Genomic DNA, 25,290 nt, shown 5'->3' on the forward strand with positions numbered 1-25,290 from the left:
ACTTGTGAGGCTGGTGGAGCGGGCGTCGCCTTTTTCGGGTAAGGTGCCGTTTTTGTGAGTGATACCGAGTGTAAATCAAAAAAACATCTGGAATGCGACAAGAAATTTTTGTGCTCCGGAAGGCCGGAATTTTTTCGAATCTGCCACGATCGGGCAATCAGTCCGGTTTGAATTCGGGAAGAATCGATGCTTTGAGGTCTGAAAACGTCTTCCGCGCCGCAAAAGGCCAAACCCTGGCCTGTTTCTGCAGCGTAAAGCGGGGCTTTGCGGGGCAACCACTGATGCGGGTTTTCGGCACACCGGATGGCAGGCTTTTGATGCTGGATCAGACCTGCTCTGTGTCCATCCAGACCGTGACGGGGCCGTCATTCAGAAGCCGGACCTTCATGTCGGCGCCGAACTGTCCTTTTGCAGTTCCCAAACCTAGCCGCGACAGTTGCCTGGCAAAATACTCATACAGCCGTTCGCCCTCGGCAGGGGCGGCGGCGGTGGAAAACCCGGGCCGGTTGCCGCGGCGGGTGTCGGCGGCCAGGGTGAATTGGCTGACCACCAGCACACTGCCGCCGGTCTCCAGCACTGAACGGTTCATCTTGCCGGCTTCATCCTTGAAGATCCGGAGCTTGGAGATTTTGACCGCCAGCTGGTCCGCCTGGGCTTCGGTGTCGCCGTGCATCGCGCAGATCAGGATCAGCAGCCCTGCTCCGATTTCTCCGGTGACCTTGCCCTCAACGGTGACCGAGGCCTCGCTGACCCGCTGTATCAATGCCCGCATCTGTTATGTCCTTGCTAAGTATTGTCCGCGCCAGACCATGAACGCCTGCAACGCCGCGCGGCTGGTGCGAAAGGCCTGGCAGGGCTTACTGCTGCCCGGCGAAATAGGCGATGGCGGCAATCACGATGGCCGCAGCCAGCGCTGCAGCCGCTATCTTGACTGCAGAGTAGGGCCGTTCGCCCTGCACCCGCCCGGATTGCCCGTTGATGACAAACCGATACGTCTTGCCGCGGTATTTATAGGCCGCCAGCCAGACCGGCAGAAGGATGTGTTTGAACGTGACATCCGACACCTGAGTGTCGATACCGCCGATCCGCTGCCGGTCGCCGCCGATGTCAAAGCGCACATCGCGTTCAATCGCCCGGTCCATCCTCTGGCCCGCTTCTGCAAAGCCGGTTTCCAGATCCACGGTATAGGCTTCGGCCCGGAAACCCGCCAGATACTGCGGCTGGTAAGGTTCAAGCTGTGACAGGTCCCAGGGCTCCAGCGCTTCGGTATAGCGTTTGGGCAGGCCTTTGGAGGCCAGAACCAGCACATCGTCAAAGAACCGCTGCACCCGGCCTGAAACCGCTGTCCAGCGCACCTTGGGCACCTGCCGGGTTCTGGTCTTGCCATCCTGCCGGTAGGTTTCGGTCACGTAATAAACCGTGCCGCGCTGACCGGAATAGCGGCTGCGGGTCTGGGCGTCATAGGTCCAGTAAGGCACATAGATCCCCTGCATCCGCCGCCCCTTGCGGGCATATTCCCTCAGGCCGCCCGGTGCGAACCACAGCCCGCCCAGCCAGTCGGTCATTGCCTTATGCGCAGCGCGCTCGGTCATTGCAAAGGGCAGCACGCCCTTGGGTTTGATGTGGCGGTTGCTGCCGGTGCCGGTGACCACGGGGGTGGCGCAGAATGGGCATTCCCTGGCGTGGGTATCCGGATCAAATTCCACCTGCGCCGCGCAATTCGGACAGGCGGAGACGCGGGTTACCTCCATCTCCGCGTCTGGCAGCTGTTCCGCCAGTGCGGCGCGGAAATCCTGCTCCTGCAGGGCGGAGCCTGCCCAGGGCCCGCCGCGCACGTCTTCCCGCTGACCGCAATGATCGCAGATCAGCGCGCCGGCGTCCGGATCAAACCGGTAATCCGCCCCGCAGTTGGGGCAGGGGAAACGGTGGCTGCCCTCAAGGGCAGACGGCGCGCGGTCGGCGGGCGGCGGCGGGGGCATCGTCACGGGGAGAGGAACCTGTCGTAGCAAAGTTGGTCAAGGTAAGAAGCAGACGCAGCGGCCTGGCAGCTCAGCCAGCTGGCGGCGGCGGCGGGGGAGGCGGCGGCAGGACGGTGAACAGTTGCGCCACCTCGTTCACGTCGCCGGCCCGTTTCCAGCCATCCTGGCCCGGGGTCCAGACATGGGTGTCCCGCGACAGCGTGCCCTCCTGAGCCATCCGTCCCATCCGCGCCTTGGAAAACGGGCCGGAGGTCTGCCCGTCCACGGCAATGTGCCAGACATGCTCGACCGGCGGCGGCGGCGGGGCCACGGGGGCGGCCTGCGGGGCTGCGGCAGGGGCGGACGGTGCGGCTGCAGCGGGGGCGGGGCGGGCGCCCCAGGGGCCTGCGGACTGACCCGCTGCCATGTTCCCCATTTGCTGCGCCATCGCCATTCCCATGCCCATCCCCATGCCGGCGCCCATGCCGCTGTTCGGGGTTTGCGCCGCAGCGGTCATCGCTTCGGCTGCCGAGAATTGCGTGTAACGCCCCAGATCGCCCAGAACGCCCATCTGGGTGCGCTTGTCCATCGCCTCTTCCACTGCGGGCGGCAGCGAGATGTTCTCGATGTACAGCTCCGGGATCATCAGGCCATAGTCCGCCAGCGTGCCAGAGATCTCCGCCGCCACCAGCTTGCCCAGATCCGCCGTGTTGGCCGCCATGTCCAGCACCGGAATGCCGCTGCCCGCCACCACGCGGGAAAACTCCTGGACGATGATGTTGCGGATCTGGAAGGAGATCTCGTCCATGGTGAATTCACCATCGGTGCCGACGATCTCGGTCAGGAACCGGGCCGGGTCGGCGACCTTGATGGTATAGCTGCCAAAGGCCCGCAGCCGCACCGGGCCGAATTCGGGGTCGCGGCAGATGATCGGGTTCTTGGTGCCCCACTTCAGATCGCTGAAACGGGTGGTGTCGACGAAATAGATCTCAGACTTGAACGGCGACTGAAAGCCATGGTCCCAGTGCTGCAGCGTGGTCATCACCGGCATGTTGTTGGTCTCCAGCATGTAGAGACCTGGGGTGAACACATCCGCCAGCTGGCCCTCATGCACGAACACCGCTGCCTGGCCCTCGCGCACCGTCAGCTTGGCGCCGTATTTGATCGCGTGGCCCTCGCGCTCGAACCGCCAGACCATGGTGTCATGGGTGTCATCCACCCAATGAATGACATCAATGAATTCGCCTTTGAGAAAATCGAAAATACCCATCTGTCAGGTCCTCTTCACATGGCTTTATTTTCAGGCCTACAGTTCCTGGCCCATCGCCTCGCGGGCGAGAATGCGGATCACCGGGCGGGCGTCTGCGGCGCCCATCCCTGTTTTCAATCTTGGATCATACAGCATCTGCAGCAGTTTTTCGTCAAAGCTGGTCAGCAGCGCAAATTCGTCATCGTCATTGAAGATCGAGGGCCGCGCCCGCGGGCTGTCGTTCCTGAGGCCCAGCCCTTGCGCCACTTCCTCATGCACGCAGCTCTTGCGCACCAGATCGGGATGTTCGGCGCGGATCAGCGCCACCCCGCGGGTGTAGGACAGCGGATTGCTTTGCGGGCCGCCGGCAACCACAAGACAGTAAAAACTGCGGGGCGGGGCGGCCAGCAGCGACAGGTCCCTGGCGCTGATCGCGGGCAGCAGTTCGCGCACCCGTTCAGCAACAAAGGCGCTGTCATCAAGGCTGGCAAAGATCACGTGGAAATTTGCCCGGGAGGCCACAGTGTTGACCGGGTGGCTGGTGATCCGGGCCAGCCGGGCGGCATAAGCGGTAACCGTTTCCCTGTCCGCTGTTCGCTGGTCCGCGGGCACCGACGGGCCGAATTCAGCGGCGATCCGCACCGGCCCGGCCCAGCGGCCCAAGCCGCCGGAGATTCCGGATCCGCCGTATTCATCGTAAAACGCCAGCGCCTCGAAACTTTCCGCCAGATCCTCGGCATCATAGGGCGTGTCCGGGCCGCCGCCATCGGTGCGCAGCAGCCCGCGGGTCAGCAGGTCGCGCTGCAAGGCATTATAGTAATAGGCCAGCTGCGCGCTGTCGGCAGAAGGTTTGTAGACCGCCGGCACCGGCACAGCAGGGCGGGCCCGCGGCACCAGCGATTCCGGCTGGGCAAAGGGCAGGCAGGCGGACACGGCGGCAAGCCCGGCCAGGGCTGCTGCGCTTTTCCAGACGGCTTTCGTTGCCTGCACGCCTGCCACTCCGCTCAGCCCGGCACAGCGGTGCCGGCGTTGTCGCCAACCCCGTCGCGGCGCGACTTGGCAGCGGCCAGCGTATCGCGCAGCTCGGCTTCCATCTTCTGCAATTCGGCCTCGGCTGCGGCGCGTTTGGCCTTGCCCTCGTCAGCAATCCGCAGGCTGTCCTGAATGGTGCCGATCAAGTCGGCATTGGCCTGTTTGACCGCTTCGATGTCAAAGACACCGCGTTCCATCTCTTGCCGGATCATTTCGTTCGACTGGCGCAGATTGGCGGCGTTGGAGGTCAGCAATTCGTTGGTCAGGTCATTGGCATCACGCACGGCCTCCGCTGCTTGGGCCGAACGCTGGATGGTCAGCGCCTGGGCCAGCTGGGTCTCCCACAGCGGCACGGTGTTCACCAGGGTCGAGTTGATCTTGGTCACCAGCGACTTGTCGTTTTCCTGCACCAGCCGGATCGAAGGCAGCGACTGCATAGTGACCTGGCGGGTGAGCTTCAGATCATGCACCCGGCGTTCCAGGTCGTCGCGGGCGGCGCGCAGGTCGCGCAGCTCCTGCGCCTTCATCACCTGATCACCTTCCGGCGCGGCCTGCACTTCGGCTTCTTTCGCCGGGATCGCCGTCCCGTCCAGCTCCGCCAGCTTGGCCTCGCCCGCCGCGATGTAAAGTGCCAGCTCGTCATAAAAGCTCAGCGTTTTTTCATACAGCATATCGAGCGACTTTATGTCCTTCAGCAGGGTGTGCTCATGCCCCAGCAGGTCATCGGTGACCTTGTCGATCTGGTCCTGCACGGTTTCATACCGCGCAGTGAATTTGGCAAAGGGGGCTGCCTTGCCCAGCAGGCGTTCCCAGAACGTCGGCTTGCGGCGGATGTCCAGTTCGGAAACCGAAAAGCCGCGGATAGTGGTCACGATATTGCGCAAGCTGTCGCCCGCAGGCCCGACGTCCTTGTTGCGCACATCGGCCAGCATCGCCTGGCTGATCGTCTGCAGCTCGCTTTGGGCGGCAGAGCCGAAATGGATGATCGAATTGGTGTCGCCCATGTCGATCTGATCCATCCGCACCCGGATCGCCTCGCTGGTGGCCGCGTCGGCCTGTTCCAGCGGCTGGATGTCTGCGGCGGGCTCGGGCAGTTCGATTGCCGTGACCTCGTTGACCAGGGCCTCGGTTTGGACGGCTTTCTGTTGCACGGCTTCGGACATGAACGGCTTCCTCGCTAATCAGTTTTGGTCCAGATGGACCCCTTCACGCTGCAAACGGTCGCGCAGCACATCAATTTCAATGGTCAGATCCGCGCGGTCCGCCACCAGCATTTTGCGGGTGCGCGCGGCAAAATTCTGTTCCAGATCATCCAGCAGAGCCAAGTAATCGCTGAGGGCCTGGGCGTCCCGGCTGCGGGCATAGATCTCGGCGAATTTCACCGTCGCATCGCGGGCGCCCTGTAAATACACGGTCAGATACTTGCGCGCGGCAGTCAGGTCGCGCGGATCTTCCTCGACCGTGCGGAACAGGTCGCGGGCCACCGCCTGGAACTGCTCCACCCGGGCCTCCACCTTGCGGTCCTGCGCCCGCAGGGCGGCGTCCTGCATCGCAGCAAGGTTCGCTTCCGCCTCGTCCACCGCGCGGGCGACACGGGATTGCTGGAATTCATCGACGCCCTCGGCGCCTTTGTCCTGCAGCGGGTCGATCCCGAATGCAGTAAGGTGCAACCCAACCGTTGCGGTGCCATAGATGGCAGCGGTCAGGAGGCCGGGTTCAGCTTTCCACGCGGCCAGTGCTGCGCCGGTGCCTGCCAGCAAGGCCGCCAGGATCTTGCGGGGCAGGGCGGGTTTGCGGGCCACCTTGCGGGCGGCAAAGGCCGCCTCGGCCTTCAGCCCTTCGCGCAGCAGGAAGGCCCCGCCGGTCCACAGGCCTGCGCCAACCAACCCCAGCGCCAGCCCTGTTGCCCCGTCATTCAGTGACAAAAGCGTCAGGATCGCAGGCGGCAGAAACATCAGGTTGGCGCGCATGCCAACAGGATCTACTTGCGCATTGCGAAAGGATTGCGCGGGTTTGGCGGGCGGCTGCGCGGATTTGCCGTCGGGACTGTATTTGCCGCCGTAACGCTGTGCCATAGGATCAGCCCCCTGCAATCCAGCCGGTGCTGAGGCCCAGCATCAGGATCAATAGGGCGGCATAGGCAAGTTTCTGCACGCAGGTCCCCCTAGAACGGCCAGCAATGATTAACTGATTGGAAACCTAGGGGATAGCCGGCGATCTTGCTAGGGGGAAGTCTGCCGCAAATGCCTCAGCGCCGGGGATTCTTTCCGCCAGAGGGCTTGCCGCCGCCGCGTTGTGCGGGCCGGCCTCCACCCTGGGATGCGCCCCGGTCACCGGTACTGCCGCGGCTCCCAGGCCCTTTCGGGCCGGGTTTTCCGCCCCCAGAACGGGTTGATTTATCACCGGGCTTGCCGCCAAAACCGCCGCCCGGCCTGCCGCCGGGCTTGCCAGTTGGCTTGCCGCCAGGGCCACCGGTTTTTCCCATGGGCTTACCACCCGGTTTGCCACCCGGCTTGCCGCGCCCGCGGGTCGGGCGGGCGGCAGGTTTTTCCTCCTCCGGCTCCAGCCCCAGCTGGTCGCGCACCACCCGCGAGCGCAGCTCCTCCACCTCGCCGGGCTTCAGCTCGCCCAGCTGGAACGGGCCATAGGACACCCGCAGCAGCCGGTTCACGTTAAACCCGACATACTCCATCGCGCGGCGGATCTCGCGGTTCTTGCCCTCGCGCAGCCCCACCGTCAGCCAGGCATTGGCGCCCTGCTGGCGGTCCAGCGACACCGTCATCGGCTGGAATTTCTCGCCGTCGATCACCGCGCCCTTGCGCAGCGGCGCAAAATCCTCGTCCCGCGGGCGGCCGTTGATGCGCACGCGGTAGCGGCGCAGCCAGCCGGTCGAGGGCAGTTCGAGCTTGCGCTTGATGGCGCCGTCATTGGTCAGCAGCAACAGGCCCTCGGAATTGATGTCAAGCCGTCCCACCGTCATCACCCGGGGCATGTCTTCGGGCAGCTCGTCAAAGATCGTTGTGCGGCCTTTTTCGTCGCTGTTCGAGGTGACCAGCCCGATAGGCTTGTAATACAGCCACATCCTCGGCGCCTCGGCCTCGGGCAGGGGCTTGCCATCGACGCTGATCCGGTCGGCGGCGGTCACGTTCAGCGCCGGGCTGGCGATCTTGTCGCCATTCACCGTCACACGGCCCTCGGAAATCATCCGTTCAGCCTCCCGGCGCGAGGCGACGCCGGCGCGCGACAGGACCTTGGCGATGCGGTCGCCTTCGGGCGCCTTGCCGTCAGTCGGATTTGCGGCGGGCGCTTTGCCTGCCGCGGCTTTCGGGGCCGGTTTGCCCTTGGGGGATGCGGGTGTATTGCTCATGTGCGTGCCATAGAGCATTCCGCCGCCTTGCGAAAGCGCGCAATCGCAGGCAGGAAGGGGCATGGCGTTCAAATCGCATATGGACAAGGCGCTCGAGCAGGCGCGGGAGGCGGCGGGACGCGGCGAGGTGCCGGTCGGCGCCGTGCTGATCGCGCCGGACGGACAGGTTGCCGCCCTGGCGGGCAACCGCACGCGCGAGATGAACGACCCCACTGCCCACGCCGAGATCCTGACCATCCGCGCAGCCTGTGCGTCCTTGGGCAGCGAGCGGCTTGCCGGCTATGACCTTTATGTGACGCTGGAACCTTGCGCAATGTGCGCCGCCGCCATCGCCGCGGCCCGCATCCGGCGCGTTTATTACGGCGCTTCCGACCCCAAGTCCGGCGGCGTGGCGCATGGCGCCTGTGTGTTCTCGCACCCTCAGGCGCATCACGCGCCCGAGGTCTACGATGGCATCGCCGAGGTCGAGGCCAGCGAATTGCTCAAGGAATTCTTCGCCAGAAAACGCTGAATGCAGGCGCATCGCGGTCTCATTTGAGGGTTGCTGGATTAGGTCATTTGTCCTATTTGTGGATTTAGGTCGATTGTCCTAGGGAGTGGAAATGGCGCAGAATGGGACAAAAGACAGGATAGCCGGGGCAGCTGATCAGCTGTTTTATGAACGTGGGTTCGAAGCCACATCCTTTGCGGACATTGCTGCCTCCGTCGGCATCTCGCGCGGGAACTTCTACCACCATTTCAAGAGCAAGGACGAGATTCTTGATGCGGTGATCACTCGCCGTATGGCCAGCACCCGTATAATGCTGGCCAAGTGGCAGGCCCAAGGCGGCAGCCCCGAAGGGCGGATCATCTGCTTCATCCGCATCCTGATCGTCAATCAGGCCAAAATCACGCTGTACGGCTGCCCTGTTGGCACGCTGGTGACGGAACTGGGCAAGCTGGATCACGCCGCACAGGGCCAGGCCAATGCGGTCTTCACCCTGTTCCGCGACTGGCTTGGCCGTCAGTTCGAGGAAATGGGCTGCTCCAATGGTGCGGATGCGCTGGCCATGCACCTGCTGGCCCGGAGCCAAGGGGTGGCCACGCTGGCGCAGGCGTTCCGCGATCCGGCATTTATCATAAGTGAAGTTGAACAGATGCAGGCCTGGCTGCATGGCCTGGTGCCTGTGGAACCAAATTGAAGGGAGCAGATATGTTTGTCGTTTTTCTGAAATTTTCAGCCCGCAGGGATCGCGCGGGTGAATTTATGGAGGCGCATAAGGCCTGGCTGCGCCAGGGCTTTGCGGATCAGGTGTTCCTGGCCGCCGGTTCGATAGAAGAGGGGCGGGGCGGCGCAATCCTCGCCCACGGCTGCAGCCGCGAGGATCTGGCCGCCCGCGTGGCGCAGGATCCCTTTGTGGCGGAGGATGTCGTGACGGCTGAGATCACCGGGTTCTCGCCTGTGCTGACCGATGCGCGGCTTGCTTTTCTCAAGACGGCCGCATGAGCCGGCTTTACACCGCCCCCGATGGCCAGCCCCGCTGTGGCTGGGCCGCCTCTGCGCCGGATTTTCTGCGCTATCATGACGAGGAGTGGGGCTATCCGGTGGGCGACGACATCCGCCTGTTCGAGAAGGTCTGCTTGGAGAGCTTCCAGTCGGGCCTCAGCTGGCGGACAATTCTGGACAAGCGCGAAAATTTCCGCGCGGCCTTCGCCGGCTTCGATTTCAACAAAATGGCCAAATTCGGCGCGGCAGATGTGGAGCGGCTGCTGCAGAACAAGGGCATCATCCGCCACCGAGGCAAAATCGAAGCGGTGATCAACAACGCGGCCCGGGCACAGGAACTGGTGGCCGAGGCCGGCTCGCTGGCCGCGTTTTTCTGGAGCTTTGAGCCCAGGCCCGAAAATCTGCCGGAACCGCAGACCGCCGCAACCAGCCCTGATTCCGCGGCCCTGTCCAAGGCGCTGAAGAAACGCGGCTGGAAATTTGTCGGCCCCACGACTGCTTTTGCCTTCATGCAGGCGATGGGTCTGATCAACGACCACGCCAACGGCTGCATCTGCCGGAAAAAGGCAGCAGAGGCGAGAAAGGCCTTTACCGTGCCGCGGCTGGAGGCTTCTGGCCGATAGCTTCCGGCCGTAGCGCTACCGCGCCGGGCCAGGAGGCCCGGCGCCCGGCCCAACGGGCGCCGGTCTGCCGCGCAGATCCGGCGGCGGGCGGGAGCCGCGCGGCGGCGGTTCCGGATTAAAGCTCGATTGCTTTCATCACTTCCGGTTCGATGACCTCGACGCCTGGCAGCCCCGCGATCAGGTCCGATGCGTCCTGCTCCAGCACCGGGAAGCTTTTGTAGTGGCAGGGGATCACCGTCTTGAAGTTGAAATAACGCTTGGCCGCATAGGCCGCTTGCTTCATGTCCATGGTGAAATGCCCGCCCGCGGACAGGATGCCGATATCGGGTTTGTAGTAATCCCCCATCCACTCCATGTCAGCCATGATGGCGGTATCGCCGGACAGATAGACTGTCTTGCCCTCTGCCATCAGCATGTATCCGACCTCCGAGCCGCCCGTGCGCAAGCCGTCCTGAGTGTTGAAGGTCGAACTGTGCGAAGCAGGCACCATTGCAACTTTCACCCCGTCCAGATCCACGGTGCCGCCCTTGTTGAAGCCAATGGTCTCAACCCCTTCGGTCTCGCCCCACAGCCCCATCAAATCGTATTGCCCCGCCACCGGCACCTCCAGCCGTTTGGCCAGCGGCAGCACATCCACCACATGGTCGAAATGCACATGTGTGAGCAGGATATGGGTGGCGCCCGCAATGGCCGCCTCGTGCCGGTCTTCCGGCAGAACCGGGTTGCCGCTGAGCCAAGGGTCTACCAGCAGCACCCGGCCGCTGGTCTCGATGCGGAACGATCCGTGGCCCAGCCAAATGATCTTCATCTCAAATCTCCTCCCGTGTCTTCGGGCGGAAGCCTAACAGGCCTGGTGCGGAATGGAATTGAAGCCTGCGGAAAATTTGCCTGGCCAGCCGCCCTGTCATCGCAGGATGCAGCGAACGCCCCTTGCAGGCTTGCAGGCGGGGCGGTGCGGCGGTAAATGCCTAGGCAACACCAGATGAGGGTTTCCATGTCGATTGACCAAAGCACCGCCGCCAAGGTGGCCAAACTGGCCCGGATCAAGGTTGAGGACGCAGCACTTCCGGCGCTGGCAGACGAGTTCAACAACATCCTGGGCTTCATTGAGCAGCTGAACGAGGTGGATGTCGAGGGCATTGAGCCGATGACCTCTGTCACTCCGCAGCGCCTGAAACGCCGGGCGGATGAAGTCACCGACGGCAGCCAGCAGGACAAGGTGCTGGCCAATGCGCCCGATGCCCGCGAAGGCTTCTTCGCCGTGCCCAAGGTTGTGGAGTAAGAGACATGAGCGATCTGAATAAACTGGGCCTGGCAGAGGCCCGCGACGCGCTGCGCAAGCGCGACACCACCTCCGTCGAGCTGACCGAGGCCTGCCTCAAGGCAATCGATGCGGCCGATGCGCTGAACGCCTTTGTGCACAAGACGCCGGAAATGGCCATCGAGCGCGCCAAGGCGGCGGACCTGCGGATCAAGGCGGGCGAGGCCCCCTCCATGTGCGGCCTGCCGGTCGGCATCAAGGATTTGTTCTGCACCAAAGGTGTGCCGTCGCAGGCGGCCTCCGGCATCCTCGAAGGCTTCAAGCCGGAATATGAATCCACCGTCTCGCAGAAGCTGGCCGATGCCGGCTCCGTCATGCTGGGCAAGCTGAACATGGACGAATTCGCCATGGGTTCGTCCAACGAGACCTCGGTTTACGGCAACGCCGTCAGCCCCTGGCGCCGCGACGGCGACACGGCAGAACTGACCCCCGGCGGCTCCTCGGGCGGTTCTGCGTCTGCCGTCGCTGCCGACCTTTGCCTCGCGGCAACCGGCACCGACACCGGCGGCTCGATCCGCCAGCCTGCCGCCTTCACCGGCACTGTCGGCATCAAGCCGACCTACGGCCGCTGCTCGCGCTGGGGCATTGTTGCCTTTGCCTCCTCGCTGGATCAGGCCGGCCCGATGACCAAATCGGTGCGCGACGCTGCGATCATGCTGGAAGCCATGTGCGGCCATGACCCCAAGGATTCGACCAGCGCCGAACTGGCGGTGCCGGATTTCGAGGCGATGCTGACCGGCGACATCAAAGGCAAGAAAATCGGTATCCCCAAGGAATACCGCATGGACGGCATGCCGGGCGGGATCGAAAAGCTGTGGGCGGACGGCGCCGAAATGCTGAAGGCCGCGGGCGCCGAGATCGTCGACATCTCGCTGCCGCACACCAAATACGCGCTGCCTGCCTATTATGTGATCGCCCCGGCCGAAGCATCTTCGAACCTGGCCCGTTATGACGGTGTCCGCTATGGCCAGCGCGCCGCGCTGGAAGCCGGCGACGGCATCACCGAGATGTATGAAAAGACCCGCGCCGAAGGTTTCGGCCATGAGGTGCAGCGCCGTGTGATGGTTGGCACCTATGTGCTGTCGGCAGGCTTTTATGACGCCTATTACAACCGCGCCCGGCGCGTCCGCACCCTGATCAAGAAAGATTTCGAGGATGCGTTTGCCGCTGGTGTCGATGCGATCCTGACCCCGGCAACCCCGTCAGCGGCCTTTGGCCTTGGCGAGATGACGGACGCGGATCCGGTGCAAATGTATCTGAATGACGTCTTTACCGTCACCGTGAACCTGGCCGGCCTGCCAGGAATTGCAGTGCCTGCGGGGCTGGACAGCCAGGGCCTGCCGCTGGGCCTGCAGCTGATCGGCAAACCCTGGGAAGAGGGCGATCTGCTGAACACTGCCTATGCGCTGGAGAATGCAGCAGGCTTTGTAGCCAAGCCGCAGCAATGGTGGTAATGCTCTGCTCAATGAGTTGAGCAGAACTGACAGGTAACCCCATGCGCGCATTCGCATCTTACGCCGCTGCAGGCAGCCTTCTGGTTTTGGCTGCCTGTTCCCCTCAGGTTCCCGACAGCGCCGCAAATGTCGGCATTGACGGTGATCCTTTTGCGCCGCCGCCTGCCGCGGGCACCACAATTACAGGGGCGCCGCTGGTGCCGCCTGCCCGGGTTTCCAGCGAACCGTATCAGGTAAGCCCGGCGCCGCGCAGCCCGGGCTCGGTTTCGGCAGCAGGCACGTTCGCGTCTTCAGCACCCGCCGCCGGCAGCGCTGCCGACATCGCCCGCGAAACCGCGGCGGCACTTGCTGCGTCACAGGCGAATTCCGGAGTCGCGCCGCTGCAGGCCAGCCCCTCCAACCCGGCGCCGCAGCCGGGCGGGACTGCCGCCATTTCGGATGAGAATGATTTCCAGGCGGTCTCGGCCCGTCAGTCGATCGAAAGCGATGCCGCCCGGCTGGAGCGGCAGCGGGCGCAATACCAGCAGGTGCAGCCGGTCGCCGTGCCGCAGCGGGCAGACAGCGCCAGCCCCAATATCGTCCGCTACGCGCTGAGCACGAGCAACCCCAGAGGCGCCCGCCTTTACAGCCGTTCCGGCATCAACCTGCAGGCGCGCAGCAAGCGCAACTGCGCAGAGTTCGCGTCGCCCGACCAGGCCCAGATCGCTTTCCTCGAGGCAGGCGGCCCGCAGCGGGACCGCCAGGCGCTGGACCCGGATGGCGACGGCTTTGCCTGCGGCTGGGACCCGGCACCGTACCGGCTGGCTGTCCAGAACTGATGGCGCCGGATCAGCGCGGGCCTGATCATCCGGGCGCCAGCTGGCGCCCCAGCCCGAATTCAGGGCCGCGCAGGGATGGTCTGACGCCGGCCCTGATTGTGCTGCACTACACCGCCATGGAAAGCGCTCAGGCCGCACTGGAGCGGCTCTGCGACCCGGTGGCGGAGGTGTCCGCCCATTACCTGATCGGATCGGACGGCACCCTTTGGCAGCTGGTGGCCGAGGCAGGCCGCGCCTGGCACGCCGGGGCAGGGGAGTGGTGCGGGCTGGCTGACATAAACTCCCGCTCCATCGGCATCGAGCTGGACAATCGCGGCAATCATCCCTTCAGCGCGCCGCAGATGGCAGCGCTGGAAGACCTGATGCAGGGGATCATGCAGCGCTGGTCCATTCCTCCGGCCGGTGTCATCGGCCATTCCTGCATGGCACCGGGGCGCAAGGCCGACCCGGGCCCGCGGTTCGACTGGGCCCGGCTGGCCCGTCAGGGGCTGGCCGCGGAACGTGGAAACGGCGGGGCGCCGCAAGGCTTCAGTTTCGATCACTTCCGCAAGGCAGCGCATAGGGCTGGCTTTACCGCTCCGGCAGAGGATGACGCGCTGCTGGCCGCAGTCCGCTTGCGCTTCCGGCCCTGGGCCCGCGGCCCGCTCGCGGCGGAGGATTTCCCGCCCCTTGGCTGCTGCGGGCTCTGAGCAGGGTTTTTGCGAGGCACCGCCCCGGGGCGAATTGGCCGGACGCCAAGTGGGGCAAAGCCGCTTCTCCTGAACTATCCGCTTGACGCCGCGCGCTGATGTTTCTACGCATCCGGCGCGCAGAAGGCTGGACGGCCGCGTGGGGTTTCGGCTCCGCGAGGAAAGTCCGGACTCCATGAAGCAACGGTGCCGGGTAACGCCCGGGCGGGGAAACCCGACGGAAAGCGCCACAGAAAACAGACCGCCCCGGCGGCTTGGAGGTCCGCCTCCGGCCGGCAGCCGGGGTAAGGGTGAAACGGTGGGGTAAGAGCCCACCGCGCCCCTGGCAACAGGGGCGGCACGGCAAGCCCCACCGGGAGCAATGCCAAATAGGGCCCCCGCGCAGGCAGGTCCCGGAAACGGGAAACCGCTGCTAGGCACGCTTCAGCCGAGAGGGGCCGGGTTGGCAGCTAGAGGCACGCAGCAATGCGCGCCCCAGATGAATGGCCGTCGAGCCCGGGATTTCGGTCCCGGGGGGACAGGATCCGGCTTACAGGCCTTCTGCGCATAAAACACCCCGGGATTTGGGCCGAATCCTATTGACTTGGGGGCTGGGGCGGGTACAAGCCGGGCTTCAGATAGGAATTTACCGAGAGGCTCCTGCCTTTTCGGACGCAGGAGAAGCACCATGGCGAAGCCGACCACAATCAAGATCCGCCTGAACTCGAGCGCGGGCACCGGCCACTTCTATGTGACCAAGAAAAACGCACGCACCATGACCGAGAAAATGGTTGTGCGGAAGTATGACCCGGTTGTGCGCAAGCATGTCGAGTACAAAGAAGGCAAAATCAAGTAAGCCTTTCCTTTGGAATGATTTTCGGAAACGGGTCGCGCCAGCCGCGGCCCGTTTTCTTTTTGGCCGGCCGCCGCCGCGTGCGGCTGCTTCTAATTCTCGGAAAATACCGGGCGGATTTCGCGGCGCAGCCGGCTGCCGCGCATGTTTCCGCCCCAATTCCGGCCTAGCTTCAAGCCCGTGGGTTAATGAACAAACGGGTGGATGTGCTGTGAAGATTTACATGATTGCGGCTGCATTTGCAGCGGCCGGGGCACCGGTTTCCAGTTCCTTTGATGGCGGGACGGCGGTGCCGTTTCCGCCTGCAGTCGAGGCACGGGATCTGCGGGTGGTGCCGTCAGCCCCTGCCGGGGGGCAGCAGGCTGTGGCGGACAAAATCGTGCGGCTGCAGGGGCGCAGGCCGTCTTTGTGCCTGGGTCCGCTCAGGCAGCGCCGGGATGGCCGTGCTGAGCGTCCCGGAGGACAGTGCAGTGCCCGGGCTGCCGGAGGACCCGGCGGCTGAGTTTCCTGATCTGGTCGCTGATGCCTCCGGCTGCCGCCCGGACGGAGAAGTCCGCGAGATGCGGGGCTGCCGGGCCGCCGGGGGGGGCAATCGCCGCATCCGCCGGGCTGGATTGCCCCGGTCCCGGATCCTGACCCTGCACCCTGCCACCGGATCTTAAGGCCGCCTCTGCCGTTATCCCTTGGCCCTGGCTGCGGACTCTGGCGCCGGGGCTGCGGCCCTAGGCGCGCCACTCGGCCATGGTCAGCACCGGATCCATGCCCATGCCCTGCAACAGCGCCGCCGAGGCGGTGTTGAACGGCGCGTAGGTGGCGGCAATCACTGTGGCGCCGGCCGCCAGTGCCCGTGTCCTCATCGCCTCCACCAGAGCCTTGCCGACACCCATCCGGCGCCAGGCTTCGGTTACCGAAATATGGTGCAGCATGGCGCGGGTCTCTGCCGCGCGGATGGGCAGCGCCGGGCGGTCTTGCAGCTCATAGATCAGATAGCCCAGCAGGGCCCCTTGCGGGCTTTCCGCAGCCAGAGCAAAGACGGTTTCCTCCTTCAGCCAGTCCTGCAGCCACTCGGTCAGATCGGCGCTGCCGGGCTGGGGGATGTGGCGTTCCGGCTGGTGCGTGGCATGCAGCGCGTGCAGGTCCTGCAACAGCGGCAGCAGGCGCCCGGCTTCCGCGGCGGGAATCTCGATGACCTTCATGGGGATTTCCTCCTGTTATTGTTTTGTACCGGCAAATGAAAAGGGGCGGATCCTCAGGACCCGCCCCTTGCTGATTGTGAAAACCTTTGAGTGCTTATTCGCGGTTACCAAGCAGCTGGAGCAGCATCATGAACATGTTGATGAAGTCCAGATACAGGCTGAGTGCGCCCATGATCGCAGACTTGGCCAGCCACTCCTGATCGCCGGAATGGGCCATCTGCAGGTAGTCGTTCTTGATCCGCTGGGTGTCATAGGCGGTGAGGCCCGCGAAGATCAGCACGCCGATCACCGAGATTGCAAAGGCCATCGCCGACGACGCCAGGAAAATATTGACGATCGAGGCAACGATCAGGCCGATCAGGCCCATGATCAGAAAGGCGCCCATGCCGGACAGGTCTTTCTTGGTGGTGTAACCGACCAGCGACAGACCTGCAAAGGCGATGGATGTGATCAGGAACACCTGCACGATGCTCTCGCCGGTGAATACCAGGAAGATCGAGCTGATCGACAGGCCCATCACGGTGGCGAAAGCGTAGAACAGCAGCTGAACGCCGGCCGCCGACATGCGGTTTGCGGCCGCGCCGATGCCAAAGACAAAGGCCAGCGGTGCAAACATGATGACCCATTTCAGCGGCGATGCGTACAGCGCGTAGCCGAGATTGGTCAGGTATTTGTCCCCGCTCAGCTGGGCCACGGCATTGGCCGGGTCTGCAGTGACAGCCAGGCCGGAAATGGCCCAGGCAGCGAGGAAGGTTATGAAAGTGCCTGCGGCCATGGTGCCGTAGACCTTGTTCATATGGGCGCGCAGGCCCTCATCAATCTGCGCGGCGCGGGCGCCGGCGGCAGACCGGATGGTGTCGAATTGTGCCATCTTGGGTGGTCTCCGTAAATTACTCCCTTGCTGCCGTCGCGCGACCCGGGCCGCGGCCGGCAGCTTTCCCGCTAAATATCGGTGGAAGTGCCTTCCGGTTCAAGTATTTCGGGGCAATAAATAGATGAAAAACGAGGAAACGGGCCGCTGGCTGGCGGCCCGCCTCGAATGCCGGTGTCAAATCGGGCTGCAGACACTCAGCGGGTCCAGTGATCCGGAGCGCTCCAGAACCCGCGCCGGGCCTCGGCATCTGCCTCGGAGGGGGTCAGGCCGATGTCGTCCAATGCGCGGGCGTCCAGCTTGGCCAGCTGGCGGCGCTGGCGCCATGCTGAAAGGTGCAGACGCAAGCGCGCGGCCAATGTAAGCGGCGGCTTGGCGGCGGAGCACGGGGTGGTGCAGGAGGAGGTTGCAAGGGTCATGGCGCGGATCCTTCAGTTGGGTTTGTGATGCGTCCCTTTTGGGTGATCAATTCTGTTGATGAATATGGCGCCTTGTGGCACATTTTAAAAACGAATGTTTTTGATACAATGCATCAGGTGCTGTGATGATACGAAATCTCGATATCACGACTCTCCGGTCGTTTGTGGCGGTGGCGGATAATGGCGGCGTGACCCGGGCGGCCGGTTTTCTGCATCTCACCCAGTCGGCGGTGTCCATGCAGATGAAGCGGCTGGAGGAGCTTTTGGGGCTGAGCCTTCTGGACCGATCCGGGCGCACCATTGCGCTGACAGCGGAGGGCGAGCAGATGCTTGGCTATGCCCGCAGGATGGTGGCGCTGAATGACGAGGTGATCGGCAGGCTGACAGACCAGGCCTTTGAGGGCGAGGTGCTGCTGGGGGTGCCGCATGACGTGGTGCATCCGGTCATTCCGCAAGTGCTGAAGCGGTTCAATCTCAGTTACCCGCGGGTGAATGTGAACCTCTGCACGTCCAATACCCGCGACCTCAAAGCCGAATTCGCGCGCGGCGCATACGACCTCATCCTGACCACGGAAAACGAATCAGGCGGCGGCGCCGAGACGATCCACAGCATGCCGCTGCGCTGGGTCGGCGCGCCGGACGGATCGGTCTGGCGGCAGCGTCCCCTGCGGCTCGGCTTCTGCCGCAACTGCAGTTTCCGCCCCGTGGCCACGGCGGCGCTGGATGCGGCGGGTATCGAATGGGAGATGGCGCTCGACAGCGATTCCGACCGCACCGTCGAGGCAACGGTCAGCGCCGATCTGGCCATCGGTGTGCTGCTGGAGGGGACACAGCCGGGCTATCAGGAGCTGGTCGAACAGGGCTGCGGCTTGCCGGATCTTCCGATGCAGCACATCAACCTCTACGGAGCCGAGCGCGTGCGCGCGCCCTACGTCGGCGAGCTGGCCGAATTCATCCGTCAGGCCTTTCAGGGACTGTGGTCCGCGCCGCTGCGCGCTGCCAGTTAACGCGCTGATGCTCCGGCACCGGGCGGGAGGGGCCCGGGCGCGCGGCTGCTTCCTGTTCCGGTCAGCGGCTGCTGCCGATGGTAATCACCACTTTGCCGGTGGACTTGCGGCTGCGCAGCAGGTCCAACCCTTCGGCCGCGCGTTCCAGCGGCAGGGTGTGGCTGATATGCGGCTTGATGCGGCCTTCCCCGTGCCAGGCAAACAGTGTCTCAAAGGACCGGCGCACCGCTTCGGGCCGGAATTTCATGTAACCGCCCAGATAGAAACCGATCACGGTCAGGTTCTTCACCAGCAGGTGGTTGGCCGGGATTTGCGGCACGTCGCCGCCGGCAAACCCCACCGGCAGCAGCCGCGCCCCGGGATTGGCAGAGCGGAAAGCCGCTTTCCAAACGTCCCCGCCGATTGCGTCATAGACCACGTCAGCGCCGCCCAATGCCTTCACAGTGCTGCGCAGGTCTTCACCGGCATCGACCAGGTGATCCGCACCGGCAGCCGCAGCGACCTCCAGCTTCTCCCGTCCGCGGGCCTGGGCAATCACTGTCGCGCCCATCAGTTTGCCGATTTCAACAGCCGTCAGCCCGACACCGCCGGCGGCTCCGGTTACCAGCAGCGTCTCGCCCGGCTGCAGGCGGGCGCAGTGATCCAGTGCGAGGTGACTGGTGCCATAGGCGATCTGCATTGCCGCGGCATGCTCGAAACTCATCGCGTCAGGGATCCGGATCAGCCGGGCTGCGTCAAAAACCCCGGCTTCGGCCAGTCCGCCGGAGCCGCCGAACACCGCGACCCGGTCTCCCGGAGCAAACCCTTGAGTGCCCGCGCCCAGGTCCGTCACCACGCCTGCCGCTTCCAGTCCCAGGGTGAAGGGGGGCGCGGGCGTGTCCTGATAGCTGCCCTTCATCATCAGCAGGTCGGCAAAGTTCAGCCCGCAGGCCCGCAGCGCAACGGCGGCTTCCCCGGGGCCCGGCGGGGGGCATTGGATTTCGGTCAGCGACGCTGGTCGGTCAAAGGCCTGAACTTGGAAAGCCTGCATGTTTTGTCCTCACCTTCTGCGGGAATCCCTGTGATTCGCACCCTCACACTTGCGGGGTGCTGAACCGGTGCGCACCTCGCTATTTCTGGGGAGGTACGTGATCGTCAGCAGCTTGGCAATAAAACCTTTATAAAAATGATACATGAAATCATGCGGTTGAACGTGCGGGCTGCGCACGGGGCGACGACAGCCTTGCAATCAATCGCAAGGGTTGTACACTTTTGCTCAGAGGTTGAGCTTAGATCGCTCTGATGGGGAGCCGTGTTCCGGCAAAGAATTGAAGCCGCCAGAACGGGTTATATGACTGCAGCGATCCGGGTTACGGCCGGATTTTTAGACTTAGGAGAAACGCATGGCTCATCCAGTTGACGTGCATGTGGGAAAGCGCATCCGCCACCGCCGGTGGCTGATCGGCATGACGCAGCAGCAACTCGCCGAGCAGGTCGGCATAAAATTTCAGCAAATTCAGAAGTATGAGACCGGTGCCAACCGGGTCAGCGCCTCCCGGCTCTGGGACATTTCCGACGCCCTTGAGGTGCCGGTGAGCTTCTTCTTCGAAGGTCTGCAGGAAGTAGGCAAAGCGCCCGCGGAGAAAGCCTCCGTTCCGGAAGATCTGATGGGCGACAAAGAAGCCCTTGATCTGGTGCGCTCCTACTATGCGATTCCGGAAAACCAGCGCCGCCGCCTGTTTGAATTGGCACGTGTTCTGAGCGACGTCGCCTGAAACCCGGACGGCCGGTATAGACAGATTGCCGGCGTAAAACCTGCAGGTGGCAGGGATTGCGCTTGCAATAATTTTGGCTGGGTGGCACCCGTACGGGTATGACACAGGCCGCATTTTCAGATCTTGACGTTGCACACAGGATGGCAGACGCAGCCCGCGCTGCCATCCTGCCGCATTTCCGCACATCTGCGCTGACCGCCGAGAACAAGCTCGAAGGCGGGTTTGATCCGGTCACTGTCGCGGACCGCGCTGCCGAGCAGGCGATGCGGGCGGTTCTGGCGGACTTGCGCCCCGGCGACGGCATTCTGGGCGAGGAATTCGGCACCAAGCCGGGCACCTCCGGCCGCACCTGGGTGCTGGACCCGATTGATGGCACCCGGGGGTTCATCAGCGGCACCCCGACCTGGGGCGTGCTGATTGCGCTGTCAGATGAAAACGGCCCGTTCCTGGGCGTCATCGACCAGCCCTATACCGGTGAGCGTTTCTGCGGCGGACCGGACGTTGCCGCCATGACCGGCCCGCTCGGCGCAAGGCCTTTGCAGACCCGCGCCACTGCGGCGCTGGAAGACGCGATCCTGTTCACCACGTTCCCGGAAGTCGGCACACCGCAGGATCGCGCCGCATTCGAACGGGTCTCGGCCCAGGCCAAGCTGACCCGCTACGGCACCGATTGCTATGCCTATGCGCTGGTGGCGGCAGGGCAAGTGGATCTGGTGATCGAGGCCGGTCTTAATGCTTATGACATTCAGGCGCCGATTGCGCTGATCCAGGCCGCGGGCGGCATGGTCACCGACTGGCAGGGCAACCCGGCCCACAACGGCGGCCGTGCCCTGGCCGCGGCCAATGCGGATATCCACGCGTCTGCGCTGAAACTGCTGCGGCAGGCGTAAACCGGTTGAACCCGGCCGTGCCTGCCTGTACTTTTCCCACAGGCCGGTTCTTCGCCCGTTTTCCATCGGCCAATCGCACATTCCTCTGAAGCGGGCTGTCTTTAGGAGTGTGTGAAAATGACAGAGATCCTCATTCAAAATGCCGATACCATCCTGACGATGGATGATACGCGGCGGGTGCTGCATGGCGCCGATGTACTGATCCGCGGCGGTGAGATTGCCGCCGTGGGTCAGGGGCTGCAAACCCGCGGAAACGTCGTCTCCGGCCGCGGCAGCGTGGTGACGCCGGGGCTGGTGAACACCCACCACCACCTCTACCAGAACCTGACCCGCGCGGTGCCGGGGGCGCAGGATGCGCTGCTGTTCGGCTGGCTGCAACGGCTCTATCCCATCTGGGCGCAGTTCACCCCGGACGAGATGTTCGTCTCTGCCCAGCTGGGCCTGGCGGAGCTGGCGCTCTCGGGCTGCACGCTCAGCTCGGATCACCTGTATCTCTATCCCAACGGCTCCCGCCTGGAGGACACTATCCACGCCGCCCGCGATGTGGGCCTGCGCTTCCATCCGACCCGCGGTGCGATGAGCATCGGCGAAAGCGACGGCGGATTGCCGCCCGACAGCCTGGTTGAGGAGGAGCGCGCCATCCTCGATGACATGATCCGCGTGGTGGATGCCTTTCATGACGCCTCCGAAGGCTCCATGTGCCGGGTTGGTCTTGCGCCATGCTCGCCCTTCTCGGTCAGCCGCGAGCTGATGCGCGACGCCGCACTGCTGGCCCGCGACAAGGGCGTGATGCTGCACACCCACCTGGCCGAGAATGACGAGGACATCGCCTATTCCGAGGCTAAATTCGGCTGCCGCCCCGGCCAGTATGCCGAAGAGCTGGGCTGGACCGGCGATGATGTCTGGCACGCGCATTGCGTGAAACTGGATGTGCAAGAGATTGATCTCTTTGCAAGAACCCGCACCGGGGTGGCGCACTGCCCCTGTTCCAACTGCCGTCTGGGCAGCGGCATTGCACCTGTGCGGGCAATGCGGGACGCCGGGGTTCCTGTGGGGCTGGGGGTGGACGGATCCGCCAGCAATGACATGGCCAGCCTGACGTCGGAGGCGCGTCAGGCGATGCTGCTGCAGCGGGTTGCCAACGGCGCCGACGCGATGAGCGCCTATGAGGCGCTGGAGATCGCCACCCGCGGCGGCGCCGATGTGCTGGGCCGCCCCGATTGCGGGCGGCTGGCGCCGGGCAAGCGGGCCGATATCGCCATTTGGGACACCGGCGGCGTAGCCTCAAGCGGCAGCTGGGATGCCGCCGCGTTGCTGCTGGCCGGTCCGGCCCAGGTGAAACACCTGTTTGTCGAAGGCAAGCAGATCATCCGCAGCGGCGAGATCACCACGCTCGACCTGCCGCAGCTGATCGAACGCCACGGGAAGCTGGCCCGGGCGCTGGCTTCATCTTTCTGAACATACTCAAGGCCGGAAGCAGGGGCGCGTCAGCGCCTCGGCTCAACCGGCCGCCCGCCGATCCAGACCTCGGCAATGGCGCGGTCGTCGCCCATCATGATGGTGGGGAACACTGCCTCCCAGAGATCCCCGGCGCGTGCTGACCGCTGCGCGATGGCGGGGGTGGAGCCCAGATCCAGAACCACCAGATCGGCCTCCATGCCGGGGGCGATATTGCCGATCCTCGCCTCCATCCGCAGCGCCGTGGCGGAGCCAAGCGTCGCCAGCCACAACAGCTGCGCCGCATGCAGCGCCGTGCCGCGCAGCTGGCCGATCTCATAGGCCGCCGCCATCGTGCGCAGCATCGAAAAACTCGACCCGCCGCCGGTGTCGGTGGCCAGTCCGATCCGTTGGCCTTCGGCCATCAGCCCGGCCATATCGAACAGCCCGGAGCCGATGAAGGTGTTCGACGTCGGGCAATGGATCAGCGCCGCGCCATAGTCCCGCAGCCGGTGCCGTTCACGCTCCTCCAGATGGATCGCATGGCCATAAAGCCCGCGCGCGCCCAGCAGGCCGAATTCCTCGTAGGTGTCCAGATAATCCCGCGCCTGCGGGAACAGGGATTTGACCCAAGCGATCTCATCCGTCTGCTCGCTCAGATGCGTTTGCATCAGGCATTCAGGGTGCTTGCCCCATAAGGCCCCCATCGCCTCCAGCTGCTCCGGGGTGGAGGTGGGGGAGAACCGCGGGGTAATTGCATATTCCAGCCGGTCCACGCCGTGCCAGCGCCCGATCAGCGCCTCCGAATCGTCATACGCCGACTGCGCCGTGTCCTGCAGGCCGCCGGGTGCGTTGCGGTCCATGCAGGTTTTGCCCGCAACCACCCGCTGCCCGCGCGCTTGCGCCGCCGTGAAGAACGCATCCACGCTTTCCGGGTGAATGGTGCAATAGCTGCACACCGTGGTGGTTCCATGCGCCGCTGTCAGGTCCAGGTAGCGGCTGGCGATTTCATCGGCATAGGCCCGGTCCGCAAACCGCATCTCCTCGGGGAAGGTATAGCTGTTCAGCCAGTCGATCAGCCGCTTGCCCCAACTGGCGATAATCGCGGTCTGCGGGTAATGCACATGGGCGTCCACAAACCCCGCCATGATCAGTTTGCCGCTGTGATCCAGGGTTTCCGCCTGCGGCAGCAGTGCCTGCATCTGTGCCAGCGGCCCCGCACCTGCGACCCGGCCGTCCCGCACCGCCACCGCGTCCAGCAGCCGGACCGCATCTTCGGGCCGCTCCGCCGCAAAGGGAGAGCCGGCAAAAGACAGAACGCGCCCTTTCAGGATGTAATCGGTGCCCATTCTTCCAACCCTTTCCTTGCAAAACGGCTCCGGGCAGGATACCCGCCGCATCAGCTCCGGTAAATTATGCCGATGTCATTGTTTTCCGGTAGCCGCTTCTTCTATTTTGCAGGCAAACACTCACAAAATGCCCGGGAGCACCACATGAGCAGCGGCGACAACATCACCGGCGACCTGTCTCAGGACGACTCCTACGATCTGGACCGCAAATTGGTTGTCCAGATTCTGGATGCGGTGGAGCAGAGCGATCAGCAGGCGCTGACGGAGCTGCTGGAAAACCTGCACGCGGCAGATATCGCCGACCTTCTGGAACAGGTCGATGCCGGCGACCGGGCGCGGCTGATCCGCCTTTACGACCGTGAGTTTGACGGCGAGATCCTGTCCGAACTGGACGAATCGATCCGCGAAGAAGTCATCGAGACGCTGAACCCGCTGGTTCTGGCCGATGCGGTCCGGGAGATGGAAAGCGACGATGTCGTCGACCTTCTCGAAGACCTTGAGGTGCCGCAGCAGGAAGCCATCCTGGAGGCGCTTGAAGATGCCGACCGGGTCGCGGTCGAACAGTCGCTGAGCTATCCGGAAAACTCGGCCGGCCGTTTGATGCAGCGCGAAGTGGTGATGGCCCCTGAACACTGGAATGTCGGGCAGGCCATTGATTACATGCGCAACTCCGAGGATCTGCCGGACCAGTTCTATCATGTGGTCCTGGTCGATCCGCGCCTGCACCCGATCGGCAATGTTACCCTTGGCCGGATCATGGCCACCAAGCGCGAAGTGCCGCTGACCGAACTGGTTGAAGACACCTTTCAGGTGATTCCCGCCGATCAGGACGAGGAGGACGTGGCCTACGCCTTCAACCAGTACCACCTGATCTCGGCGCCAGTGACCGATGGCGAAGGGCGCCTGGTCGGTGTGATCACCATCGACGATGCGATGATCGTGCAGGACGAGGAGCACGAGGAAGACATCCTGCGTCTGGCTGGCGTGGGCGAGGAAAGCTCGCTGGCCGACCGGGTGATAGAAACCACCAAACGCCGCTTCCCCTGGCTGGCGGTGAACCTGGTGACGGCGGTGCTGGCCTCATTGGTGATTGCCCAGTTCGAGGAAATTATTGCCGAGTTCGTGGCCCTTGCGGTGCTGATGCCGATTGTCGCCTCCATGGGCGGCAATGCGGGCACCCAGTCGCTGACGGTTGCGGTGCGTGCGATTGCCACCCGCGACCTGACCGGCTCCAACGTCTGGCGGGTGATCCGCAGGGAAGTGCTGGTGGGGCTGGTCAACGGGGTGATCTTTGCCATCGTGATGGGGCTGGTGGGCCTCGCGTGGTTCGGTTCGCCGATTCTGGGTGTGGTGATTGCCGTCGCTATGGTGGTCAATCTGGTCGTGGCAGGGCTGGCGGGCACGGTGATCCCGGTTCTATTGGAGAAAGCCGGAATTGATCCGGCACTGGCCTCGGGGGCCTTTGTGACCACGGTGACCGATGTGGTCGGCTTTTTTGCCTTCCTCGGGCTTGCCGCAACCGTTTTGCTGTAGGAGAC

Annotated in this window: 27 protein-coding genes and 1 other RNA gene; 15 read left to right on the plus strand and 13 right to left on the minus strand. The window is 64.1% G+C overall.

The features are described from left to right. Positions 1-325: 325 nt before the first annotated feature. The 7 genes from dtd to METH_RS05630 form a co-directional block, all read right to left on the minus strand. Positions 326-772 carry a D-aminoacyl-tRNA deacylase gene (gene dtd / locus METH_RS05600; RefSeq protein ID WP_024089451.1) on the minus strand — a complete coding sequence of 149 codons (447 nt, stop codon included), beginning with the start codon at positions 770-772 and terminating at the stop codon, positions 326-328. A gap of 85 nt (positions 773-857) precedes the next feature. Then, complete coding sequence (locus METH_RS05605; RefSeq protein WP_044008343.1) at positions 858-1,979, minus strand: TFIIB-type zinc ribbon-containing protein; 1,122 nt, start codon at positions 1,977-1,979, stop codon at positions 858-860. 70 nt (positions 1,980-2,049) lie between these two features. Further along, on the minus strand, positions 2,050-3,228 hold the full coding sequence (locus METH_RS05610; protein ID WP_024089453.1) for an SPFH domain-containing protein: 1,179 nt from the start codon (positions 3,226-3,228) through the stop codon (positions 2,050-2,052). Positions 3,229-3,264: 36 nt separating this feature from the next. Further along, positions 3,265-4,206, minus strand: coding sequence for a DUF2927 domain-containing protein (locus METH_RS05615; RefSeq protein WP_024089454.1), 942 nt, complete (start codon positions 4,204-4,206; stop codon positions 3,265-3,267). 5 nt (positions 4,207-4,211) lie between these two features. After that, complete coding sequence (locus tag METH_RS05620; protein WP_024089455.1) at positions 4,212-5,402, minus strand: toxic anion resistance protein; 1,191 nt, start codon at positions 5,400-5,402, stop codon at positions 4,212-4,214. 18 nt (positions 5,403-5,420) lie between these two features. Next, a complete protein-coding gene (locus METH_RS05625) occupies positions 5,421-6,314 on the minus strand; it encodes a 5-bromo-4-chloroindolyl phosphate hydrolysis family protein (RefSeq protein ID WP_024089456.1) in 894 nt (297 codons plus the stop codon). A 173-nt stretch (positions 6,315-6,487) separates the two neighbouring features. Further along, on the minus strand, positions 6,488-7,606 hold the full coding sequence (locus METH_RS05630; RefSeq protein ID WP_024089457.1) for a pseudouridine synthase: 1,119 nt from the start codon (positions 7,604-7,606) through the stop codon (positions 6,488-6,490). 61 nt (positions 7,607-7,667) lie between these two features. On the opposite strand from METH_RS05630, the gene METH_RS05635 reads away from it, so the two are divergent. From METH_RS05635 to METH_RS05650, 4 genes are all read left to right on the plus strand, one after another. Further along, a complete protein-coding gene (locus tag METH_RS05635) occupies positions 7,668-8,117 on the plus strand; it encodes a nucleoside deaminase (RefSeq protein WP_024089458.1) in 450 nt (149 codons plus the stop codon). Between the two features lie 91 nt (positions 8,118-8,208). Continuing rightward, positions 8,209-8,787, plus strand: coding sequence for a TetR/AcrR family transcriptional regulator (locus METH_RS05640; RefSeq protein WP_024089459.1), 579 nt, complete (start codon positions 8,209-8,211; stop codon positions 8,785-8,787). Positions 8,788-8,798: 11 nt separating this feature from the next. Next, positions 8,799-9,092 carry a YciI family protein gene (locus METH_RS05645; protein ID WP_024089460.1) on the plus strand — a complete coding sequence of 98 codons (294 nt, stop codon included), beginning with the start codon at positions 8,799-8,801 and terminating at the stop codon, positions 9,090-9,092. Next, a complete protein-coding gene (locus METH_RS05650) occupies positions 9,089-9,715 on the plus strand; it encodes a DNA-3-methyladenine glycosylase I (RefSeq protein WP_024089461.1) in 627 nt (208 codons plus the stop codon). Before METH_RS05645 ends, METH_RS05650 begins: the two co-directional genes overlap by 4 nt. Positions 9,716-9,830: 115 nt before the next feature. Here the strand turns inward: METH_RS05650 and METH_RS05655 are convergent, their stop codons facing one another. Next, entirely contained in the window at positions 9,831-10,523 is a 693-nt protein-coding gene (locus tag METH_RS05655; protein ID WP_024089462.1) for a metal-dependent hydrolase, read from the minus strand. Between the two features lie 186 nt (positions 10,524-10,709). On the opposite strand from METH_RS05655, the gene gatC reads away from it, so the two are divergent. The 6 genes from gatC to rpmG all read left to right on the plus strand — a co-directional run bounded on the left by gatC (position 10,710) and on the right by rpmG (position 14,832). Then, complete coding sequence (gatC, locus tag METH_RS05660; RefSeq protein ID WP_024089463.1) at positions 10,710-10,997, plus strand: Asp-tRNA(Asn)/Glu-tRNA(Gln) amidotransferase subunit GatC; 288 nt, start codon at positions 10,710-10,712, stop codon at positions 10,995-10,997. Between the two features lie 5 nt (positions 10,998-11,002). Beyond that, positions 11,003-12,490 carry an Asp-tRNA(Asn)/Glu-tRNA(Gln) amidotransferase subunit GatA gene (gatA, locus tag METH_RS05665; protein WP_024089464.1) on the plus strand — a complete coding sequence of 496 codons (1,488 nt, stop codon included), beginning with the start codon at positions 11,003-11,005 and terminating at the stop codon, positions 12,488-12,490. A gap of 41 nt (positions 12,491-12,531) precedes the next feature. Continuing rightward, entirely contained in the window at positions 12,532-13,308 is a 777-nt protein-coding gene (locus tag METH_RS05670) for an excalibur calcium-binding domain-containing protein (protein WP_024089465.1), read from the plus strand. Then, positions 13,308-13,997, plus strand: coding sequence for an N-acetylmuramoyl-L-alanine amidase (locus METH_RS05675; protein ID WP_024089466.1), 690 nt, complete (start codon positions 13,308-13,310; stop codon positions 13,995-13,997). Before METH_RS05670 ends, METH_RS05675 begins: the two co-directional genes overlap by 1 nt. A gap of 119 nt (positions 13,998-14,116) precedes the next feature. Continuing rightward, positions 14,117-14,545, plus strand: an RNA gene (rnpB, locus tag METH_RS22835) — RNase P RNA component class A. A 119-nt stretch (positions 14,546-14,664) separates the two neighbouring features. Next, positions 14,665-14,832, plus strand: coding sequence for a 50S ribosomal protein L33 (gene rpmG / locus METH_RS05680; RefSeq protein ID WP_008554190.1), 168 nt, complete (start codon positions 14,665-14,667; stop codon positions 14,830-14,832). Positions 14,833-15,551: 719 nt separating this feature from the next. Here the strand turns inward: rpmG and METH_RS05690 are convergent. From METH_RS05690 to METH_RS05700, 3 genes are all read right to left on the minus strand, one after another. Beyond that, the gene (locus METH_RS05690; protein ID WP_024089469.1) at positions 15,552-16,025 is read right to left on the minus strand and encodes a GNAT family N-acetyltransferase; all 474 of its coding nucleotides are present in this window, start codon (positions 16,023-16,025) and stop codon (positions 15,552-15,554) included. A gap of 94 nt (positions 16,026-16,119) precedes the next feature. After that, on the minus strand, positions 16,120-16,896 hold the full coding sequence (locus tag METH_RS05695) for a Bax inhibitor-1/YccA family protein (RefSeq protein WP_024089470.1): 777 nt from the start codon (positions 16,894-16,896) through the stop codon (positions 16,120-16,122). Positions 16,897-17,093: 197 nt separating this feature from the next. Further along, complete coding sequence (locus tag METH_RS05700) at positions 17,094-17,315, minus strand: DUF1127 domain-containing protein (RefSeq protein WP_024089471.1); 222 nt, start codon at positions 17,313-17,315, stop codon at positions 17,094-17,096. Positions 17,316-17,440: 125 nt separating this feature from the next. Between METH_RS05700 and METH_RS05705 the strand changes: the two genes are divergently transcribed. Continuing rightward, positions 17,441-18,322 carry a LysR family transcriptional regulator gene (locus tag METH_RS05705; protein ID WP_024089473.1) on the plus strand — a complete coding sequence of 294 codons (882 nt, stop codon included), beginning with the start codon at positions 17,441-17,443 and terminating at the stop codon, positions 18,320-18,322. A 61-nt stretch (positions 18,323-18,383) separates the two neighbouring features. Here METH_RS05705 and METH_RS05710 read toward each other — a convergent pair whose 3' ends face one another. Next, positions 18,384-19,352, minus strand: a complete 969-nt coding sequence (locus METH_RS05710) for an NADPH:quinone oxidoreductase family protein (protein WP_024089474.1) — start codon at positions 19,350-19,352, stop codon at positions 18,384-18,386. A 352-nt stretch (positions 19,353-19,704) separates the two neighbouring features. On the opposite strand from METH_RS05710, the gene METH_RS05715 reads away from it, so the two are divergent. The 3 genes from METH_RS05715 (at position 19,705) to METH_RS05725 (ending at position 22,424) form a co-directional block, all read left to right on the plus strand. Continuing rightward, entirely contained in the window at positions 19,705-20,076 is a 372-nt protein-coding gene (locus METH_RS05715; protein ID WP_024089475.1) for a helix-turn-helix domain-containing protein, read from the plus strand. A gap of 98 nt (positions 20,077-20,174) precedes the next feature. After that, on the plus strand, positions 20,175-20,966 hold the full coding sequence (hisN, locus tag METH_RS05720; RefSeq protein WP_024089476.1) for a histidinol-phosphatase: 792 nt from the start codon (positions 20,175-20,177) through the stop codon (positions 20,964-20,966). Positions 20,967-21,083: 117 nt separating this feature from the next. After that, positions 21,084-22,424: an 8-oxoguanine deaminase gene (locus METH_RS05725; RefSeq protein ID WP_024089477.1), complete on the plus strand. Its 1,341-nt coding sequence runs from the start codon at positions 21,084-21,086 to the stop codon at positions 22,422-22,424. Between the two features lie 29 nt (positions 22,425-22,453). Here METH_RS05725 and guaD read toward each other — a convergent pair whose 3' ends face one another. Then, positions 22,454-23,752 carry a guanine deaminase gene (guaD, locus tag METH_RS05730; protein ID WP_024089478.1) on the minus strand — a complete coding sequence of 433 codons (1,299 nt, stop codon included), beginning with the start codon at positions 23,750-23,752 and terminating at the stop codon, positions 22,454-22,456. Between the two features lie 144 nt (positions 23,753-23,896). On the opposite strand from guaD, the gene mgtE reads away from it, so the two are divergent. Next, a complete protein-coding gene (gene mgtE / locus METH_RS05735) occupies positions 23,897-25,285 on the plus strand; it encodes a magnesium transporter (protein ID WP_024089479.1) in 1,389 nt (462 codons plus the stop codon). The last annotated feature ends 5 nt before the right edge of the window (positions 25,286-25,290 follow it).

The sequence above is a fragment of the Leisingera methylohalidivorans DSM 14336 genome (assembly GCF_000511355.1).
GTDB lineage: Bacteria > Pseudomonadota > Alphaproteobacteria > Rhodobacterales > Rhodobacteraceae > Leisingera > Leisingera methylohalidivorans.

Excerpts from the sequence above, each read along its gene's own strand:
- dtd (WP_024089451.1), bottom strand. The coding sequence starts at position 772 with ATGCGGGCATTGATACAGCGGGTCAGCGAGGCCTCGGTCACCGTTGAG.
- METH_RS05605 (WP_044008343.1), bottom strand. The coding sequence starts at position 1,979 with ATGCCCCCGCCGCCGCCCGCCGACCGCGCGCCGTCTGCCCTTGAGGGC.
- METH_RS05610 (WP_024089453.1), bottom strand. The coding sequence starts at position 3,228 with ATGGGTATTTTCGATTTTCTCAAAGGCGAATTCATTGATGTCATTCAT.
- METH_RS05620 (WP_024089455.1), bottom strand. The coding sequence starts at position 5,402 with ATGTCCGAAGCCGTGCAACAGAAAGCCGTCCAAACCGAGGCCCTGGTC.
- METH_RS05625 (WP_024089456.1), bottom strand. The coding sequence starts at position 6,314 with ATGGCACAGCGTTACGGCGGCAAATACAGTCCCGACGGCAAATCCGCG.
- METH_RS05630 (WP_024089457.1), bottom strand. The coding sequence starts at position 7,606 with ATGAGCAATACACCCGCATCCCCCAAGGGCAAACCGGCCCCGAAAGCC.
- METH_RS05635 (WP_024089458.1), top strand. The coding sequence starts at position 7,668 with ATGGCGTTCAAATCGCATATGGACAAGGCGCTCGAGCAGGCGCGGGAG.
- METH_RS05640 (WP_024089459.1), top strand. The coding sequence starts at position 8,209 with ATGGCGCAGAATGGGACAAAAGACAGGATAGCCGGGGCAGCTGATCAG.
- METH_RS05645 (WP_024089460.1), top strand. The coding sequence starts at position 8,799 with ATGTTTGTCGTTTTTCTGAAATTTTCAGCCCGCAGGGATCGCGCGGGT.
- METH_RS05650 (WP_024089461.1), top strand. The coding sequence starts at position 9,089 with ATGAGCCGGCTTTACACCGCCCCCGATGGCCAGCCCCGCTGTGGCTGG.
- METH_RS05655 (WP_024089462.1), bottom strand. The coding sequence starts at position 10,523 with ATGAAGATCATTTGGCTGGGCCACGGATCGTTCCGCATCGAGACCAGC.
- gatC (WP_024089463.1), top strand. The coding sequence starts at position 10,710 with ATGTCGATTGACCAAAGCACCGCCGCCAAGGTGGCCAAACTGGCCCGG.
- gatA (WP_024089464.1), top strand. The coding sequence starts at position 11,003 with ATGAGCGATCTGAATAAACTGGGCCTGGCAGAGGCCCGCGACGCGCTG.
- METH_RS05670 (WP_024089465.1), top strand. The coding sequence starts at position 12,532 with ATGCGCGCATTCGCATCTTACGCCGCTGCAGGCAGCCTTCTGGTTTTG.
- METH_RS05675 (WP_024089466.1), top strand. The coding sequence starts at position 13,308 with ATGGCGCCGGATCAGCGCGGGCCTGATCATCCGGGCGCCAGCTGGCGC.
- rpmG (WP_008554190.1), top strand. The coding sequence starts at position 14,665 with ATGGCGAAGCCGACCACAATCAAGATCCGCCTGAACTCGAGCGCGGGC.
- METH_RS05690 (WP_024089469.1), bottom strand. The coding sequence starts at position 16,025 with ATGAAGGTCATCGAGATTCCCGCCGCGGAAGCCGGGCGCCTGCTGCCG.
- METH_RS05695 (WP_024089470.1), bottom strand. The coding sequence starts at position 16,896 with ATGGCACAATTCGACACCATCCGGTCTGCCGCCGGCGCCCGCGCCGCG.
- METH_RS05700 (WP_024089471.1), bottom strand. The coding sequence starts at position 17,315 with ATGACCCTTGCAACCTCCTCCTGCACCACCCCGTGCTCCGCCGCCAAG.
- METH_RS05705 (WP_024089473.1), top strand. The coding sequence starts at position 17,441 with ATGATACGAAATCTCGATATCACGACTCTCCGGTCGTTTGTGGCGGTG.
- METH_RS05710 (WP_024089474.1), bottom strand. The coding sequence starts at position 19,352 with ATGCAGGCTTTCCAAGTTCAGGCCTTTGACCGACCAGCGTCGCTGACC.
- METH_RS05715 (WP_024089475.1), top strand. The coding sequence starts at position 19,705 with ATGGCTCATCCAGTTGACGTGCATGTGGGAAAGCGCATCCGCCACCGC.
- hisN (WP_024089476.1), top strand. The coding sequence starts at position 20,175 with ATGACACAGGCCGCATTTTCAGATCTTGACGTTGCACACAGGATGGCA.
- METH_RS05725 (WP_024089477.1), top strand. The coding sequence starts at position 21,084 with ATGACAGAGATCCTCATTCAAAATGCCGATACCATCCTGACGATGGAT.
- guaD (WP_024089478.1), bottom strand. The coding sequence starts at position 23,752 with ATGGGCACCGATTACATCCTGAAAGGGCGCGTTCTGTCTTTTGCCGGC.
- mgtE (WP_024089479.1), top strand. The coding sequence starts at position 23,897 with ATGAGCAGCGGCGACAACATCACCGGCGACCTGTCTCAGGACGACTCC.